Source organism: Saccharopolyspora hordei (genome assembly GCF_013410345.1).
GTDB lineage: Bacteria > Actinomycetota > Actinomycetes > Mycobacteriales > Pseudonocardiaceae > Saccharopolyspora > Saccharopolyspora hordei.
Genome location: NZ_JACCFJ010000001.1, coordinates 4,739,483 through 4,755,581 on the forward strand (window position 1 = coordinate 4,739,483; position 16,099 = coordinate 4,755,581).

At 74.6% G+C, this 16,099-nt stretch carries 17 protein-coding genes; 13 read left to right on the plus strand and 4 right to left on the minus strand.

The window, feature by feature from the left end:
* Positions 1-33 precede the first annotated feature (33 nt).
* From HNR68_RS21705 to HNR68_RS21720, 4 genes are all read left to right on the plus strand, one after another.
* Positions 34-570 carry a DUF6286 domain-containing protein gene (locus tag HNR68_RS21705; RefSeq protein ID WP_179723596.1) on the plus strand — a complete coding sequence of 179 codons (537 nt, stop codon included), beginning with the start codon at positions 34-36 and terminating at the stop codon, positions 568-570.
* Positions 567-1,166: an Asp23/Gls24 family envelope stress response protein gene (locus HNR68_RS21710; protein WP_179723597.1), complete on the plus strand. Its 600-nt coding sequence runs from the start codon at positions 567-569 to the stop codon at positions 1,164-1,166. Before HNR68_RS21705 ends, HNR68_RS21710 begins: the two co-directional genes overlap by 4 nt.
* Before the next feature lie 108 nt (positions 1,167-1,274).
* On the plus strand, positions 1,275-2,384 hold the full coding sequence (locus HNR68_RS21715) for an ATP-dependent DNA ligase (protein WP_179723598.1): 1,110 nt from the start codon (positions 1,275-1,277) through the stop codon (positions 2,382-2,384).
* Between the two features lie 10 nt (positions 2,385-2,394).
* On the plus strand, positions 2,395-3,285 hold the full coding sequence (locus tag HNR68_RS21720; protein ID WP_343050316.1) for a 2-dehydropantoate 2-reductase: 891 nt from the start codon (positions 2,395-2,397) through the stop codon (positions 3,283-3,285).
* An 88-nt stretch (positions 3,286-3,373) separates the two neighbouring features.
* Here HNR68_RS21720 and HNR68_RS21725 read toward each other — a convergent pair whose 3' ends face one another.
* A complete protein-coding gene (locus tag HNR68_RS21725; protein WP_179723599.1) occupies positions 3,374-4,312 on the minus strand; it encodes an EamA family transporter in 939 nt (312 codons plus the stop codon).
* A 246-nt stretch (positions 4,313-4,558) separates the two neighbouring features.
* Between HNR68_RS21725 and HNR68_RS21730 the strand changes: the two genes are divergently transcribed.
* The 6 genes from HNR68_RS21730 to HNR68_RS21755 all read left to right on the plus strand — a co-directional run bounded on the left by HNR68_RS21730 (position 4,559) and on the right by HNR68_RS21755 (position 9,435).
* Complete coding sequence (locus HNR68_RS21730) at positions 4,559-6,118, plus strand: alpha/beta fold hydrolase (protein ID WP_179723600.1); 1,560 nt, start codon at positions 4,559-4,561, stop codon at positions 6,116-6,118.
* A gap of 307 nt (positions 6,119-6,425) precedes the next feature.
* Positions 6,426-6,599 (plus strand): hypothetical protein, encoded by a 174-nt coding sequence (locus tag HNR68_RS21735; RefSeq protein ID WP_179723601.1) that lies wholly within the window; start codon positions 6,426-6,428, stop codon positions 6,597-6,599.
* A gap of 54 nt (positions 6,600-6,653) precedes the next feature.
* A complete protein-coding gene (locus HNR68_RS21740) occupies positions 6,654-6,941 on the plus strand; it encodes a hypothetical protein (protein ID WP_179723602.1) in 288 nt (95 codons plus the stop codon).
* A gap of 56 nt (positions 6,942-6,997) precedes the next feature.
* On the plus strand, positions 6,998-8,077 hold the full coding sequence (locus tag HNR68_RS21745; RefSeq protein ID WP_179723603.1) for a DNA glycosylase AlkZ-like family protein: 1,080 nt from the start codon (positions 6,998-7,000) through the stop codon (positions 8,075-8,077).
* A gap of 46 nt (positions 8,078-8,123) precedes the next feature.
* Positions 8,124-8,543 carry a peptide-methionine (R)-S-oxide reductase MsrB gene (gene msrB, locus HNR68_RS21750; RefSeq protein WP_179723604.1) on the plus strand — a complete coding sequence of 140 codons (420 nt, stop codon included), beginning with the start codon at positions 8,124-8,126 and terminating at the stop codon, positions 8,541-8,543.
* A gap of 154 nt (positions 8,544-8,697) precedes the next feature.
* Positions 8,698-9,435 carry a hypothetical protein gene (locus HNR68_RS21755; protein WP_179723605.1) on the plus strand — a complete coding sequence of 246 codons (738 nt, stop codon included), beginning with the start codon at positions 8,698-8,700 and terminating at the stop codon, positions 9,433-9,435.
* A gap of 72 nt (positions 9,436-9,507) precedes the next feature.
* Here HNR68_RS21755 and hemQ read toward each other — a convergent pair whose 3' ends face one another.
* The 3 genes from hemQ to hemE are packed head-to-tail and all read right to left on the minus strand — an operon-like array spanning position 9,508 to position 12,726.
* Positions 9,508-10,203: a hydrogen peroxide-dependent heme synthase gene (hemQ, locus tag HNR68_RS21760; protein WP_179723606.1), complete on the minus strand. Its 696-nt coding sequence runs from the start codon at positions 10,201-10,203 to the stop codon at positions 9,508-9,510.
* 4 nt (positions 10,204-10,207) lie between these two features.
* Positions 10,208-11,644 carry a protoporphyrinogen oxidase gene (hemG, locus tag HNR68_RS21765; protein ID WP_179723607.1) on the minus strand — a complete coding sequence of 479 codons (1,437 nt, stop codon included), beginning with the start codon at positions 11,642-11,644 and terminating at the stop codon, positions 10,208-10,210.
* Positions 11,641-12,726: a uroporphyrinogen decarboxylase gene (gene hemE, locus HNR68_RS21770; RefSeq protein WP_179723608.1), complete on the minus strand. Its 1,086-nt coding sequence runs from the start codon at positions 12,724-12,726 to the stop codon at positions 11,641-11,643. The genes hemG and hemE overlap by 4 nt, the downstream gene beginning before the upstream one ends.
* A 201-nt stretch (positions 12,727-12,927) precedes the next feature.
* Between hemE and HNR68_RS21775 the strand changes: the two genes are divergently transcribed.
* The 3 genes from HNR68_RS21775 to HNR68_RS21785 all read left to right on the plus strand — a co-directional run bounded on the left by HNR68_RS21775 (position 12,928) and on the right by HNR68_RS21785 (position 15,971).
* The gene (locus tag HNR68_RS21775; protein ID WP_179723609.1) at positions 12,928-13,506 is read left to right on the plus strand and encodes a DUF3000 family protein; all 579 of its coding nucleotides are present in this window, start codon (positions 12,928-12,930) and stop codon (positions 13,504-13,506) included.
* Between the two features lie 405 nt (positions 13,507-13,911).
* Positions 13,912-14,628, plus strand: coding sequence for a response regulator (locus HNR68_RS21780; RefSeq protein WP_010695004.1), 717 nt, complete (start codon positions 13,912-13,914; stop codon positions 14,626-14,628).
* A gap of 98 nt (positions 14,629-14,726) precedes the next feature.
* On the plus strand, positions 14,727-15,971 hold the full coding sequence (locus tag HNR68_RS21785) for an HRDC domain-containing protein (protein ID WP_179723610.1): 1,245 nt from the start codon (positions 14,727-14,729) through the stop codon (positions 15,969-15,971).
* Positions 15,972-16,099: the final 128 nt, after the last annotated feature.

The window sequence follows — 16,099 nt, forward strand, 5'->3', positions numbered from 1 at the left end:
CACCACGACCACAGGAGACAGGTTCTCGAAGACATGCGGTTCCTCGTCCGTCTGATCACGACGTTGCTGGGGCTGGCCGTGGCCGCTGCCGGGGCGCTGCTGGCGGTCGAGGCCGCCGGTGCGCTGGTGCGGCCCGACCGCGGCGGCCTGCTCGTGCCCTGGTCCCGGGTCCACGACGCGCTGAGCGCGGTGTCGTGGGACGACGCGCCGGTGCTGCTGACCGCCGGCGGGCTGGTCCTGGCCGGACTGCTCCTGCTGCTGGTCGCGACGGCCTCCGGGCGGCGGGAGGTCCGGCTGCACGACCCGGCGCCCGAGGTGACGGTGACGACCGACCCGCGCTCGCTGGCGCGGCTGGTCGGGCACCAGGTGCGCGCCCAGGACGGGGTGGCCACCGCCTCGGTCACCGCCAGCGCCACGCGCGTGCGGGTCCGGGCCAGTTCGCTGTTCCGCGAGGCCGAGGACCTGCGGGAGCGGTTGACCGAGACCGCCGAGCACGCCGTGCACGACCTCCCGCTGCGCAGCACCCCGACGGTGCTGGTGCAGGTGAGCACCCCCAAGGAGCGGCGATGACCGAGATCCGACCGAGCACCACCCCCACCGGCCGCAGCCTGGGCTTCGAGCGCCGCGTCGTCGTGCTGGCCGCGGTGCTCGCCGTGCTGGTCGGCCTCGCGCTGCTGCTGGTCGGGACCGGGTGGTTCGGCTCGTACCGGGCGCAGCGCCCGGTGGCCGACCCGATCCTGGTGCAGTGGCTGGGCGAGAACGCCCAGCTCGCCCTGCCGGTCGGCATCGCGGCGGGCCTCGGGCTGGTCGTGCTCGGCCTGTGGTGGGTCGCCCGGGCGCTGCGCCCGGAGCCCCGGCCGGACGTGCGCCTGGAGCGCGGCAGCGAGGAGCTGACGGTGACCGCCCCGGCCCTGACCGAAGCGGTGCGCGCGGACGCCGAGCAGGTCACCGGCGTCACCCGGGCCCGGGTGCGGATGGCCGGGGACGAGCGGCGCCCGGCGCTGCGGCTGACGCTGTCGCTGCAGGAGGGCACCAACGTCCGCCAGGTGTGGGAGGAGCTCGACGCGAAGGTGCTCTCCCGGGCCCGGGAGGCGCTGGGCACCGATCCCCTGCCCACGGCGATCTGCCTGGAGCTCGACCGGGTGCCCCGACGGCGCGTCACCTGACCGGTCCCGCGCTCGTCCAGGGCGGCGCGGCGAGCGAGACTGCGCAGGTGGGGTCGCGACGGCGCGAACGCCGGCCGTGGCCCACGCCGATCACCCGGGAGGTCCGCCGTGCTGCCCCTGAACCCGCCGGTGAAACCGATGCTGGCGACTCCGACCGACCGCATCCCGCGGCGGGGCGGGCTGCTGTTCGAGCCGAAGTGGGACGGCTACCGCTGCCTCGTCTTCGCCGACCCGCAGGCCGACGCCCCGGTGCAGCTGCAGTCCCGCACCGGCCGGTCCCTCGACCGCTACTTCCCCGAGGTGCTGGCCGCCGTCGCCGAGCACGTCCCACGGCCGGCGGTGCTGGACGGCGAGCTGGTGGTGGTCCGGCACGACGACCCCGGCGACCGGCTGGACTGGGACGCGCTCAGCGAACGCATCCACCCCGCCGCCAGCCGCGTCCGGACGCTCGCCGAGCGCACCCCGGCCACCTTCATCGCCTTCGACCTGCTGGCGCTGGACGACCGCGACCTCACCGGTGTCCCGCAGCGCGAGCGCCGCGAGCTGCTCGAGGGGCTCGGGCTCGACGCCCGCGGTCTGCGCACCACGCCGGTCACCGACGACCCGGACACCGCGGAGGAGTGGTTCCGGCTGTTCGAGGGCGCCGGCCTGGATGGCATCATCGCCAAGCCCACCGACGGCACCTACCAGCCGGGCAAGCGGACCATGCTCAAGATCAAGCACTCGCGCACCGCCGACTGCGTGGTCGCCGGGCTGCGCTGGCACGCCAAGAGCCGGCCCGGCACCGCGGTCGGCTCCCTGCAGCTGGGCCTGCACGACGAGCACGGGGTGCTGCACCACGTCGGCGTCGTGGGCGCGTTCTCCGACGCCCGCCGGCGCGAGCTGGCCACCGAACTCGCCGAGCTCATCACCGACGGCGAGCACCCGTGGCTGGACCGGAGGACGAGCGGCCAGCGGCTGCCGGGCTCGGTGAACCGCTGGAACACCAGCGAGCAGCCCTGGGTGCCGCTGCGGCCGGAACGGGTCGTCGAGGTCTCCTACGACCACACCGAGGGCGCGCACCCCGCCCGGTTCCGGCACACCACGCAGTTCGTGCGGTGGCGGCCGGACCGCGACCCGGGGTCCTGCCGCTACGACCAGCTCGACGAACCGGCGCGCTACGACCTCGACGCGGTGCTGGCCGGCGACGTGGGTCGTGGGACCCCGTCGAGCGGGTAATGTCCGTGCCGTGCACATCGCGGTGATCGGATCAGGTGGTATCGGTGGGGTCCTCGCGGCGGCGGCGGAGGCCGCCGGGCACGAGGTGACGTTGTGCGTGCGGACCCCGTTCGACCGGTTGACGGTGGAGACCCCGGAGGGCACCAGCGAGGTCCCGGCGACGGTGGTGACCGACCCCAGCTCGGTGGGCGCGGCCGACTGGGTCCTGCTGACCACGAAGGTCCAGGACGTGCCGAGCGCGGCCGGCTGGCTGAAGGCGCTCGACGACGGCCGCGCGCCGATCGTGGTGGTGCAGAACGGCGTCGAGCACCGCTCGTCGGTCGCCGGGATGGGCCTGCGCGGACCGGTGCTGCCCGCGCTGGTCTACGTGGCGGCGGAGCGGGTGCGGCCCGGGCACGTGGTGCGCCGCTCGCCGGTCACCATGCAGGTGGAGGCCGGTGAGGTCGGCGACCGGTTCCGGGAGCTGATCTCCGGCGGACCGCTGACCGTCCGCACCACCACGGACTTCCGGACCGCGGCGTGGCGCAAGATGTTGACCAACGTGGCGCCGAACCCCATCACCGCGCTCACCCTGCGCCGCCTCGACGTGCTGGCCGACCCCGACGTCCAGGAGCTCAGCACCGGTGTGCTCGCCGAAGCCGTCGAGGTGGCGCGTGCCGAAGGCGCCGACCTCGAGCCGGAGGACGCCGAGCGCGTGCTGGCCGACTACATCGAGAAGTTCCCGCCGACCAACGGCACGTCGATGCTCTACGACCGCCTCGCGGGTCTGCCGACGGAGCACGAGCACATCACCGGCGCCCTGGTCCGCGCCGCGGACCAGCACGGCATCCCGGTCCCGCTGAACAGGGCCCTCCTGACCCTGATGCGGGCCCTCCGCCCCACCAAGCTCCCCCCGGTCTGAGCGACCCCGGCACCGAACGGGCGACGCGTGCAGGGCACCTCCCGGCCGACTGGACTGGCGGAAGGGGCCCTTCACGCCGTGTCGAGAGCTAGTTGGCGGCGGTGTCCTCGGGGGTGCGGGCCGACTTGGCCGTGGTGACCGAGCCGACCGAGGCGATGACCACGCAGCCGATCGCCACCCACTGCCACGCGCCGAGGAGCTCGCCCAGCACCACCAGCCCCGCCAGGGCGGCCACCGCCGGCTCCAGGCTCATCAGCACGCCGAAGACCCGCGCCGGGATGCGGCGCAGCGCCTCCAGCTCCAGCGAGTACGGGACCACCGAGGACATCAGCGCCACGACCAGGCCCGCGACCAGCACCGCGGGGTTGAGCAGCGCGGTGCCCGCCTCGGCGATGCCGAACGGGGCCGCGACCAAGGCACCGAAGGCCATGCCCAGCGCCAGGCCGGAACCACCGGTGGTGCGGCTGCCGAGCTTCGCGCCGACCAGGATGTAGGTCCCCCACAGCGCACCGGCCACGAGCGCGAAGCCCACGCCCACCAGGTCCAGGCCGCCTTCGACACGGGCCAGCAGGAACACGCCCAGCCCGGCCAGCACCGCCCACAGCACGTCCAGCTTGCGGCGGGACCCGAGCACCGCCACCGCCAGCGGCCCGAGGAACTCGATGGTCACCGCCGCGCCCAGCGGGATGCGCTCGAACGCCTGGTAGATGCAGACGTTCATGCCCGCCAGCACCGCGCCGTACCCGGCCACCACCGCCAGCGTCGTCCGGTCCAGTCGCAGCGACGGGCGCCAGACCACCAGCAGGACCAGCGCGGCGAACGTCAGCCGCAGCGCCACCACACCGGACGCGCCCGCCATGGTGAACAGCTGCTTGGCGAAGGCGGCACCGACCTGGAGGCTGATCACGCCCAGCAGCACCAGCAGCGGGGGCGGGACCGCCCCGAGCGCCCGGGCCGGGACCTGCACCAGGCCGGACAGCGGTCGCCTGCCCGACGAGGCACCCGAGTCGATCTGCGCGACGTGCACGTTCCCCCTTCGCGGTCCGAGAGTTCGCCCGGCGGGCCGACGCCGGCGCGGGCCGCGGCTCCGACGCCGCGCGTCCCGCGGTCCGCGCGGGCGCGGGGACCGCCGAACCGGCCGGTCCTCGCCGGTGAACGTTAACGCGGCGCTGCGGCCGGCAACATCGGAATGTCAGGGCCCTCACCGAGGCCTCACGTCGATCATGCGATGCTGGCCGAGTTCCGCCACCGCGCTCGCCGACGAGGAGTACCCGTGCCGCGCACCTCTCATCGTGCCGGGGCCGTGCTGCTGCCGTTGCTGCTGGTGGTGCTCGCGGCGTGCTCGGCCGGCCCCTCGGACCGCCCGGCCGTCGCCTTCCAGGACGGCGACCAGCAGGTCGCGCCCGCTCCGCAGCCGCCGAAACCGGCTCCGGTCCCGGAGCTCGGCGGCCCCAGCGACGACGTGCTCCCCTGGTCGGACTGCACCGAGCAGACCCGCGAGGAACTGGGTGGGCTGCCGCCGGGCACGCAGGTGAGCTGCTCGCACCTGCTCACCACGCTCGACTCCCCGGAGGCCCCGGAGCGCGGCACCGCGCGCAACGCGCTGCTGCGCGTCGGTCCGGGCGGGCGCGTGCCGCTGGTGGTGGTCGGTGACGTGGGCGGGGAACCCGGCACCACGTTCGCGGCGCGGATGGCGACGCAGGTGCCCGAGCTGCTGGGCACCTTCGACATCATCGGCATCGACCGGCGCGGCACCGGGGAGTCCGACCCGGCCGACTGCGTGCCGCAGCTGGAGCGGGAGAACATCGTCGACTTCGACGCCCGCGCCACCGACCGCGCCGACCTGGACCGGCTGCTGGACTCGGTGCTGCGCGCCAGCCAGGAGTGCCTGCTCGACCTGGACGAGCGGCTGCAGGCCTACGACACCTGGCGGGCCGCCTCCGACCTGGAGGAGCTCCGCTTGGACCTGGGCGTGCCGAAGCTGCACGCGATCGGCCGCGGTGAGGCGGCCCGGCTGCTGACGACCTACGCCGAGCGGTTCCCGACCTCGGTGGGCCGCGTGGTGCTGGACGGCGCACCGGACCCGACCCGGGACACCATCGGGCAGGAGGAACTGCGGGCGCAGAGCGCGGAGCAGGTGTTCGACGTGTTCGCCGCGGACTGCGTCGCGCGCGGCTGCCCGCTGGGCCCGGACCCGCGGAAGGCGGTCAGCGACCTCGTGGAACGCACCCGCCACCAGCGGTTGCCGGCTCCGGGGACCGAGGTGGGCAGCGGCCGCGTGGTGCAGGCGGTGCTGCGCGGCCTGTCCGACCGCAGGAGCTGGCCCGCGCTGGCCGACGCGCTGGCGGCGGCGGACCGCGGGGACGGTGCCGGGGTGGCGGACTTGAGCGCCCCGCTGGTCACCGAGCAGGGCGGCGACCCCCCGTGGCTGGACGGCGATCTCATCACCAGCTGCAACGACACCACGCTGCGGGTGCCGCCGCAGCGCACCGGGGAGCTCGCGGCGGACTGGGTGAGCAGGTTCCCGCTGTTCGGCGGGGTCGCCGTGCAGCGGCTCGTGTGGTGCGGGTCGTGGCCGGTCCCGCAGCAGCCGTTGCCCGCGCCGCGCCGCCCCGACCTGCCACCGATCCCGGTGATCAGCACCGCGAACGACCCGCTGGTGCTGGCGGCGGGCAGCGAGCACATGGCCGACCAGCTGCCGACCGGCGTGCTGGTGCGCTGGCAGGGCGCCGGGCACGGCGCCATCGGCCGCTCCGCGTGCGCGACGGGCGCCGTCACGCGCTACCTGCTCCAGGGCACCGTGCCGACGGACGGCATGGCCTGCCCGGAGTGATCCCGCACGCACCCCGGGCAGGCCCGCGCCGCTCAGCCGCAGCTGGAGCAGCAGCCACAGGACGGACCGGTGCAGCTACCGCAGCAGCTGCAGCCACCCTGGGCGTGCGGAGCGCGCTCGACTTCGGTGCAGACCATAGGGGCCTCCCGTTCGTGGCGATTACCAGCGATTGCGATGGTGCTCGCCAACGGAGCAACGTCGACACCGCTGGCCGAGCGAACCGCTGTCCGCCATCGAGATGATCACTACCCATCAATCCATCGCAATGCGTAGTCGATCACAGAGCGCGACGATCCGTCACGCGTGCGTGACGAAGATCGCTGCACGTCTTCGGGAGGAGCACCGTGCTGGACGAGGCCGTCCTGCTGATCACCGGCATCTCCGCCGCCGGGAAGTCGGGCTGTGGCTGGACACCTCCGCCCAGCCCCCGGAGCAGACCGTCGACGAGGTCCTGCGCCGCTGGCGCGAGGCCGTGGCCTGACCGTCCGCACCGACGGAGCTCGTTGCCGGGGCGGCCAGGCGCTACGGTGGTGCCGTGCCGGACGACCCGACCAGCCGCCTCGGCGACGACCTCGACGGGCTCGACCCGGACGACCCCGAGGTCAAGGCCTTCGCGGCGCACCGCGACCGGATGCGGCGACCGAACGCCGACGCCACGGTCGAGGGGATGCTGCGCGGCGTGGACGACTTCGCCCAGAGCGTCAACCGCACCGACGGGCACCGGCGCCTGGTGGCGGTCTGCGTGGTCGCGCTGATCCTGCTGGGCGTGCTCCACACGGTGTGGAACGCCCTCGCGTTCGTGGTCAGCACCTTCGTCGGGTGAGCTGTCGGCCGCGCGTGCCATCCTCGCGGCAGAGTCCCCGCCCCGTCGGAGCCGCGATGATCGACGTCGACCGCGAGCGCGTGCAGGCCTACCGGTACGCCGCCCAGCAGCTGGACCGCTCCGCCGCGCACGTCGGCGACCTCGCGGTGCTGTCGCTCGGGGTCCCGGACAGCCCGGCCGGGTCTGCGGCCCAGTCGGTGCGCGCCCGAGTGCCCGGCGCGGAGGTCCCCGCCGACCTCGTGCTGGCCTGGTCGGTCCGCGGCAGCCCGCACCTGCACCGGCCCGCCGACCTGCCCGCGCTCGCCCGGCAGCTCTACCCGACCTCGGACGCGGACGTGGTGGCCAGGATGCCGGTCATGAGGGCCGTCGACGCCCCGCTCCGGGTGTTCGCCAGGACGGTCGCGGCGATGCGCGAGCACGCGCGGGAGACGACGGACCGCGGCACGCTGAGCGCGGCGGTCACCGCCGAGGTTCCGGAAGCCTCGGCGTGGTGCCAGGCCTGCGGGGCCACGCACGTCTTCTACTCGCTGTACCTGCAGTCCGGGCTGGCGGCGGGCGTCCGGCTGGTCCGCCGGTCCGGGCGGCTGCAGATCACGGCGACCGGGGACTGGACGATCCCGCAGCGGACCGAGGACCTCCCGGCGCTGGTCGAGCAGGTGCTGCGGTTGCAGGGGCCGGGCTCGGTCGCCGACGTCGCGGCGTTCCTCGGCACCAGCGCCGCAGCGCTGCGACCCAGCTGGCCGGAGGGCCTGGCCGAGGTCTCGGTGGACGGCCGGCGCGCCTTCCTCCCGCCGGAGGCGACCGCCGCGCTGGAGTCGCCACCGCCGGCGCGGGGCGTGCGGCTGCTGCCGCCCGGCGACCCGTTCCTGCGCGTCCGGGACCGCGCACAGCTGCTGCCCGATCCCGGGCTGCGCGCGCTGCTCTGGCGGGCGACCGCCTCCCCCGGAGCGCTGCTGGTGGACGGCGCGGTCCGCGGGACCTGGCGAGCCCGCAAGGCCGGACGCGAGCTGCAGGTCGCGGTCACCGCCTTCGGGGAGCTGACCGCGGGCGTCCGCGCCGAGGTGGAGATCGAGTCCCAGCAGCTGGCCGCGACGCGGGGCGCGGCGTCGGCCGCGGTGGTGTACGACTCGATCTGACCCCGGGACGGTGCAGTCGATCTCGGCACGGATTAGCGTGGGAACCATGGACTCGGTCGCAGGAACCCCCAAGGTCAACAAGACGGACGAGGAGTGGCGGCAGCAGCTCAGCCCCGCCGAGTACGCCGTGCTGCGCCAGGCCGCCACCGAACCGGCCTGGCAGGGCGAGTACGTCGACACCAAGACCACCGGGGTCTACGAGTGCCGCGGCTGCGGTGCGGAGCTGTTCCGCAGCGAGACCAAGTTCGAGTCGCACTGCGGCTGGCCGTCGTTCTACGACCCGGCCGACAGCGACGCGGTGATCCTCCGCGAGGACCGGTCCCTGGGCATGGTCCGCACCGAGGTCCTGTGCGCGTCCTGCCACGGGCACCTGGGGCACGTCTTCGAGGGCGAGGGCTTCCCCACCCCCACGGACCAGCGCTACTGCATCAACTCCATCGCGGTCCGCTTGGTCCCCTCGGAATGACGGGCAGCAGCGGGACCGCACGCGGTCGCGCGGCACGCGCTCGACGGGGAACCGCCGGCCGGCCGGGACCGCGTGCCGCGCGGATGCGGAATCGCAACCCAAGAGTGTCCGCACCCGGGACAGCGGCCCAGCCCGGTGTGCCAAGTTCTCGATCATGAGTTGGGAGCAGGTGGTCACCTGGGTCGCCGCGGGGCTGGCGATCATCGCCGTCGGGGTCGCCGGGTGGCAGCTGTGGTCGGCCCGCCGCGAGGCGCGGGAGGCCGTGCAGCGGTCGGAAGCGATGCGCCGCATGATGACGGCCGCCGAAGCGCACGCCGAGCAGGCGACCAAGGCCGCGCACAACGCCCGCACGCAGGCCGAGCGGGCGTGGGAGCAGATCAAGCACGCGCAGGCCCAGCTGGACGAGGCGCGGCAGGAGCGCCACCGCAGCACGCAGACCGAGCAGTGGGAGTGGGCGTACGCGGTGACCACCAGCGCCCGCGAACTGGTCGACAGCAGCCAGGAGCTCATCCGCACCGCGCTGGACGCCCAGGTCGCGCCGCACTACCGGGTCGCCGCGGACCGGCACTACCGGCAGACCGCGCAGCGCTGGCAGGAGACCGTGATCAAGGCGGTGGCGCGCACCTCACCGCCGCTGGAGACGCAGCAGCAGATCGTCAAGTTCGTCGACGTGCACCAGCGGCTGCACGGGCAGCTGGGGGTGCTGCTGCGCGCGGTCGAGACCGACACGCTGACCGAGGGCGACGCGCTGAGCAGGCAGATCCTGGGCCTGCGTCAGGAGCTCACCAGCGTTCACCGGCAGATGCAGCGCACCATCAGCGCGAGCCTGTCCGCCCCGGACACGCCGACCCAGCAGATCGCGCCCGCCGGCGGGCGGCTGACCGAGTCGTAGCGGCGCGAGTCGTAGCGGCGCGGTCCGCGCGGTGGCCTGCCGGCCTCGCGCGGACCGCGGACGGCCCGAGCGTCAGGGCAGGCGGCTGACCAGGTCGGCGACGTCGACGCGGTGGCCGGTGAAGAACGGGACCTCCTCGCGGACGTGCAGCCGGGCCTCGGTGCCGCGCAGGTGGCGCATCAGGTCCACGATGCGGTGCAGTTCGTCGGCCTCGAAGGCCAGGACCCACTCGTAGTCGCCGAGCGCGAACGACGCCACGGTGTTCGCCCGGACGTCCGGGTAGTCCCGGGCTTCCTTGCCGTGGTCGGCGAGCATCTGGCGGCGCTCGTCGTCGGGCAGCAGGTACCACTCGTAGGACCGCACGAACGGGTACACGCACAGGTACTTGCGCGGCTCCTCACCGGCCAGGAACGCCGGGACGTGGCTCTTGTTGAACTCCGCGGGGCGGTGCAGCGCCACGCTGCTCCACACCGGCTCGGACGCCTGCCCCAGCGGGGTCTCGCGGCGGAACCCGGTGTAGGCGGCCTGCACCTGCTCGACCTGCTCGGCGTGCCACCAGATCATGAAGTCCGCGTCCGCGCGCAGCCCGGAGACGTCGTAGACGCCGCGGACGACGACACCCGAGTCGGCGAGGGACTCCAGGTACTCCTGGGTCGCTCGCGCGGCCTTCTCCCGTTCCTCGGGCAGCGCACCCTGCTCGATCCGGAAGACCGACCACATGGTGTAGCGGATGGTGTTGTTGAGCTCGTCGTAGTTCAGCCGCGCCATGCCTTCATCGTCCCACTCCTCGGGGCGGGTCCCCCAGCAGGGCCCGCGTGATGTCCGTCGCCGCGGCCTCGCCCGTCGCGATGCACGCGGGAACGCCGACGCCGTGCAGCGCCGCCCCGGCGAGGGCCAGGCCGGGCACCTCGGCGACCGCCCGCTCCACGTCGGCGACCAGGTCGAGGTGGCCCACGCCGTACTGCGGCAGTCCGCCGCCCCAGCGCACCACCACGGAGTCCACCGGTTCCGCCGAGATCCCGGTCAGCTCGGCGAAGTCGGCCCGCACCCGCCGCCGCAGCTCGTCGTCGTCCAGCTGCAGGTCGGCGGTCTCGCCGAACCGGCCGACCGAACCGCGCACCAGCAGCTCGCCGTTCGCGCCGCGCAGGTGCGGCCACTTGTTGCTGGAGAAGGTGAACGCCTTGGCGGTGAACGGGGTCCCGTCCGCGTGGCGCTCGCCGCGCGCGATGAGCACGCCGGAGGCGTTCGGCAGGCGCACGTCCGCGGGCAGCGCGAAGCCGACGACGACCATGGAGGCCAGCTCGACCTCACCGAGCTTGGCCGCCGCGCTCGGCACGACGTCCTGCAGCAGGCGGCGCGCCGCGGGAGCGGGGACCGCGAGCACGACGCCGTCGACGTCGAGGTGCTCCGGGCTCGGTGCCGCGCCGATCTCCAGCCGCCAGCCGCTGCCGGTCCGGGACAGGCGCCGCACCGGCAGCCCGAGCCGCAGCCGCGCGTCGGCGGCGATCAGCAGCTGGTCGAGGAGCCGGCGGTAGCCGTGGTGGAAGGCGCCGAACACCGGCTTCTTCGGCACGTCGGGCTTCGGGGCGGGCAGCGCCGCGGCGGCGGCCGCGGTGATCGACCCCGCTCCGGCGTCCAGCGCCGCGGCCAGCGCCGGGATCGTGGCCCGCAGCCCGAGCCGGTTCGCGTCGCCCGCGTAGACCCCGCCGAGCAGCGGCTCCACCAGCCGGTCCACGACCTCGTCGCCGACCCGGCCGCGCAGCAGGTCCCCCACCGACACGTCCGCGCCGTCGAGCTGCACGGGCGGCAGCTGCGCCTCCGCGCGGAGCGCGGCCAGCCCGGACTCGGACAGCACGTCCCGCACCGACTCGGGCGCGGCGGGCACGCCCATCACGGTCCCGGTCGGCAGGCGGTGGGTGCGCCCGCCGGCGTGCACGGTGGCCGGTGCACCGGCCGGGTGCACGACGTCGGCGCCCACGCCCAGTTCGTCGGCCAGCCGCAGCACCTCGGGGCGCCGCGCGAGGAACGCCTCGGCCCCGAGGTCGTAGGCCCGCCCGGCCAGTTCGACCGTGCGCAGCTTCCCGCCGACGCGGGAGGCCTGCTCGACCACGTGGACCTCGGCGTCCGGGCCCAGCTCCACGCGCAACCGGTGGGCGGCGACCAGTCCCGAGATGCCGCCGCCGACGACCGCGACCCGGGGTGCGCTCATCGCTGCTCGCTCGCGGTGTGCACGAGCTCGACGACGCGGGTCAGCACCTCGGGGTCGGTGCTCGGCAGCACGCCGTGGCCGAGGTTGAAGACGTGCCCGCCGGCCGCGGCGCCCTCGGCGAGGATGCGGCGCACCTCGCGCTCCACCGCGTCCCACCCGGCGAACAGCACCGCCGGATCGAGGTTGCCCTGCACCACCGGCTCCCCCGCGTCCGGCGCCGCTGCCCGCAACCGCGCCGCGGCCTCGTCCAGCGGCACCCGCCAGTCCACGCCGACCACGTCGGCCCCGGCCTGCCGCATCGCCCCGAGCAGTTCCCCGGTGCCCACCCCGAAGTGGATCTTGGGCACGTCGGCGACCTCCGCCACCCCGGCGAAGATGCGCTCGCTGTGCGGCAGCACGAACTCGCGGTAGTCCCGCAGCGACAGCGCCCCGGCCCAGGAGTCGAACAGCTGGACCGCGTCGACCCCGGCCGCCAGCTGCGCCCTGAGGAACTCCAGCGTGGTCTCCGCCAGCTTCTCCAGCAGCGCGTGCCAGGTCCGCGGGTCCGAGTGCATCAGCGCCTTGGTCCGCTCGTGGTTGCGGCTCGGCCCGCCCTCGACCAGGTAGGAGGCCAGCGTGAAGGGCGCCCCGGCGAAGCCGATCAGCGGCGTCTCCCCCAGCTCTCCCACCAGCAGCCGGACCGCCTCGGCGACCGGGGCCACCGCGTCCTGGTCCAGCTTCGGCAGCGCTTCGACGTCGGCGGCGCTGCGGACCGGCGAGGCCACCACCGGCCCGGTGCCCGCGACGATCTCCAGCCCGATGCCCGCGGCGTGCAGCGGCAGCACGATGTCGCTGAACAGGATCGCGGCGTCCACCCCGTGCCTGCGCACCGGCTGCAGGGTGATCTCGCTGACCAGCTCCGGGGTCATGCAGGCCTGCAGCATCGGCACGCCCTCGCGGACCTGCCGGTACTCCGGCAGCGAGCGGCCGGCCTGGCGCATGAACCAGACCGGGGTGTGGCGCGGGGTGCCGCCGCGGGCGGCGACGAGGAAGGGAGCGTCGGCGAGGTCTCGGCGGGCCGGGACCGGTGCGGGTGTCGTCATCGGGGGTCTGCGTCCGTACGTCGTTCGATCCCGGTGGTACCGCACGGGCGCTGCCTCGGCGGCGGACCGGGCTTGCGCGGCAATCTTCGCACGTCGCTCCGAGCGGCTCGTCGCCGAACCCCAGCCCGCGGCCGGGCACCGGCGGGGCCGATCGGCGTGCCTCCGCCACCGCGCGGGCCCGGCCGCCTAGAGTCTGCGGGCGTGACGGAGATGGCGGCGGCGCCCGAGGCTTTTCGGCAGGCAGTTGCCACGTTGACGTCCGCCCGCCCGCGCGCGGAGGTCGAGCTGTCCGAGGTCGGTCCGCCCAAGCGACTCGCCCCGTGGGCGCACGCGCTGGCGGCCGAGGCGAACGGTCCGGCCGGGGAACTGGCCACCGCCCGGCTGGTCCTGCTGCACGACCCGGACGGCCAGGAGGCGTGGGACGGCGTGCTGCGGCTCGTGGTGTACCTGCGGGCCGAGCTGGACCCGGAACTGGCCACCGACCCGCTGCTGCCCGCCGTCGGCTGGTCGTGGCTCACCGACGCGCTCGAGGGCTCCGGGGCGGCGTGGACGGCGCTCGGGGGCACGGTCACGCTCACCTCCTCGGCGCGCTTCGGTGACATCGCCGGGCCGCCCCGCACCCACGACCTGGAGCTGCGCGGGTCGTGGACGGCCACCGACGTCGACCTGGGCCCGCACGCGGCCGCCTTCCACGAGCTGATGGCGAGCGCGGCGGGGCTGCCGCCGGAAGGCGTCTCGGTGCTCGGCCGTCGGTCCGACGGCGCTGGGCCGCGCGCCTGACCGATCGTCCCCCGATCACCGGCCGTGTCGGCCGGTTGCCGTGCGTGAAGGGGCGTGACGAGCCGACCGCGCGACACGCCGGGGCCGCGTTCCCGTTCGCGAAGAACCGCCAGGCACGGCGAAGACGTTGATCGTGCAAGTTTTTCACGATACGTATTCACGTTACGTCGGGAAGCCACGCTCTGACGTTACGGCGATCGCAGATAGTCACCCGAAAGTGCGATGCGATCATGCTCAGGTAACAACTCGATCGGGATAGATACCCGATTGATCGTCCCGCTGACCCGCTTGGGCGGTTACGCTGCCACCCGACGACACCACTTTCGGTCGATCAGTGGCGCGGCTGATTGGTCGAGAGTCCCGGTGCCGGTCGGGGGGCACGACCGACTCCAGGGAGGTAGTGACGTGGCTGCCGTCGGCTTAGGTCAGGCCGCTCGAACCACGCCCGCCGGCACGTTGCCGGCCAACATGGTCCCGCACCCGCGGGAAGAGCTGTTCACGGTGCTCGTGGTGGACGACCATCCACTGCTCCGGGAGGCCATCGCCGCCCGGTTGCTGCAGATGGGCGCCGGCACGGTGCACGAGGCCGCATCCATGGCCGAGGCCAGGGCTCGCGCTCTGGCGACCGGTCCGTGCGACCTCGCGATCCTCGATCTCGGGCTCCCGGACGGGACCGGTATCGAACTGGTCACCGAGCTCCGGAGCCAGGGATGGCCGCGGATCGTGGTGCTCGCGTCGTCCGATGACCCGTACGCGGTGCGGGCCGCCTTCCAGGCAGGTGCGCAGGCGTACCTGCTGAAGTCGGCCTCGCCGATGGTGGTCACCGACGGCGTGCGCCGCGTGCTCGACGGCGGGGTGTACGCCGACCCCAGCGTGGCGCCGGTGCTCGCCGCCGGTACCCGCGTGCCGGGGACCGACAACACCCCTCGCGAGCTGTCCGGGCGCGAGGTCGAAGTGCTCCAGTTGGTGGCCGACGGCCGTTCCAACAAGGAGATCGGCGAGGCCCTGAACCTCTCCGCGCTCACGGTGAAGAGCCACCTGTCGCGGATAGGGCGCAAGCTGGGCACGGGTGACCGGGCCCAGATGGTCGCGCTGGCCATGCGGGCCGGCGTGATCCGCTGATCAGGGCACGGACGCACCTGGGCCGGAGCGGTCGGCCCCGACGAGCTCGGGCGGAAAGCCCCCACGACCCGGACCGGAGCACGTAAGGTCTGGTAGCCGTGGAAGCTGCAAGCCCCGAGACCGTCGGGTCCGACCGCCCGGAACCGGTGTTGTTGACCGAACCCGCCGAAGGCGTTCCGCCGGTGGTGGACACGCCGTCGGCCCTGCGCGCCGCCGCAGAGGCGCTCGCCGCGGGCACCGGACCGGTGGCCGTGGACACCGAGCGCGCGTCGGGATACCGCTACTCGCAACGCGCCTACCTGGTGCAGCTGCGCCGGGACGGTGCCGGGACCGTGCTCGTGGACCCGATCGCACTGCGCGGCGACCTCAGCCCGCTGGTGCCGGCGCTGGCCGACACCGAGTGGGTGCTGCACGCCGCTTCGCAGGACCTGCCGTGCCTGGCGGAGCTCGACCTGCGCCCGGCGAAGCTGTTCGACACCGAGCTGGCCGGTCGGCTGGCGGGGTTCGAGCGCGTCTCGCTCGGCGCCCTCGTGGAGCGCATGCTCGGGTACCGGCTCGAGAAGGGGCACGGCGCCGCCGACTGGTCGCGCCGCCCGCTGCCCGAGGACTGGCTGGTCTACGCGGCGCTCGACGTCGAACTGCTGGTCGCGCTGCGCGACGCGATGCACGACGAGCTGGTGCAGCAGGGCAAGCTGGCGTGGGCGCTGGAGGAGTTCGAGGCGGTCCGCACCGCCGAACCCGCGCCCCCGCGCGACGAACCGTGGCGCCGCACCTCGGGCATCCACCGGGTGCGCAACCCGCGGCAGCTGGCGGCGGTCCGCGCGCTCTGGCAGACCCGCGACAAGTTCGCCCGGGAACGCGACCTCGCCCCGGGCCGGGTGCTGCCCGACTCCTCGATCGTGCAGGCCGCGCAGGCCAACCCGAAGACGGAGGCCGACCTGGTCGCGCTGCCGGTCTTCGGTGGCCGACAGCAGCGGCGCCGGGCCTCGATGTGGTTGCAGGCGCTGCGGTCCGCGCGGCGCCTGAGCGACGACGAGCTGCCCGCGCCGTCCACCCCCAACGACGGCCCGCCACCGACCAACCGGTGGGCCGACCGCGACCCGGACGCGGCCGCGCGGCTGGCCGCGGCCCGCGCGGCGCTGGCGGAGATCGCCGAGCGGCACCGGCTCCCGGTGGAGAACCTGCTGCTGCCCGACCTGGTCCGGCGCACCTGCTGGACCCCGCCCGAGGACCGGAGCCTGGCGTCGGTGACCGCGCTGCTGCGCGAGAAGGGCGCCCGCGAGTGGCAGCTCGAGCTGACGGCGGAGGCCATCACCAACGCCCTCCAGGCCACCGCGGGCTGAGCGCGGCGTGCGGCCGCGTGCCACGATCGGCACGGCCGGGACCGGCGAGATCAGCATGTGAGACACCCGACAGGGGTGGGCGTGTGGTTACCGGCGGGTAATGAGCGCTAGAGTTCGGTTACCGGCCG

Coding starts and splice junctions, on each gene's coding strand:
- hemE (WP_179723608.1), bottom strand. CDS start 12,726: ATGACGACACCCGCACCGGTCCCGGCCCGCCGAGACCTCGCCGACGCT.
- HNR68_RS21705 (WP_179723596.1), top strand. CDS start 34: ATGCGGTTCCTCGTCCGTCTGATCACGACGTTGCTGGGGCTGGCCGTG.
- HNR68_RS21755 (WP_179723605.1), top strand. CDS start 8,698: ATGAGTTGGGAGCAGGTGGTCACCTGGGTCGCCGCGGGGCTGGCGATC.
- HNR68_RS21710 (WP_179723597.1), top strand. CDS start 567: ATGACCGAGATCCGACCGAGCACCACCCCCACCGGCCGCAGCCTGGGC.
- HNR68_RS21745 (WP_179723603.1), top strand. CDS start 6,998: ATGATCGACGTCGACCGCGAGCGCGTGCAGGCCTACCGGTACGCCGCC.
- hemQ (WP_179723606.1), bottom strand. CDS start 10,203: ATGGCGCGGCTGAACTACGACGAGCTCAACAACACCATCCGCTACACC.
- hemG (WP_179723607.1), bottom strand. CDS start 11,644: ATGAGCGCACCCCGGGTCGCGGTCGTCGGCGGCGGCATCTCGGGACTG.
- msrB (WP_179723604.1), top strand. CDS start 8,124: ATGGACTCGGTCGCAGGAACCCCCAAGGTCAACAAGACGGACGAGGAG.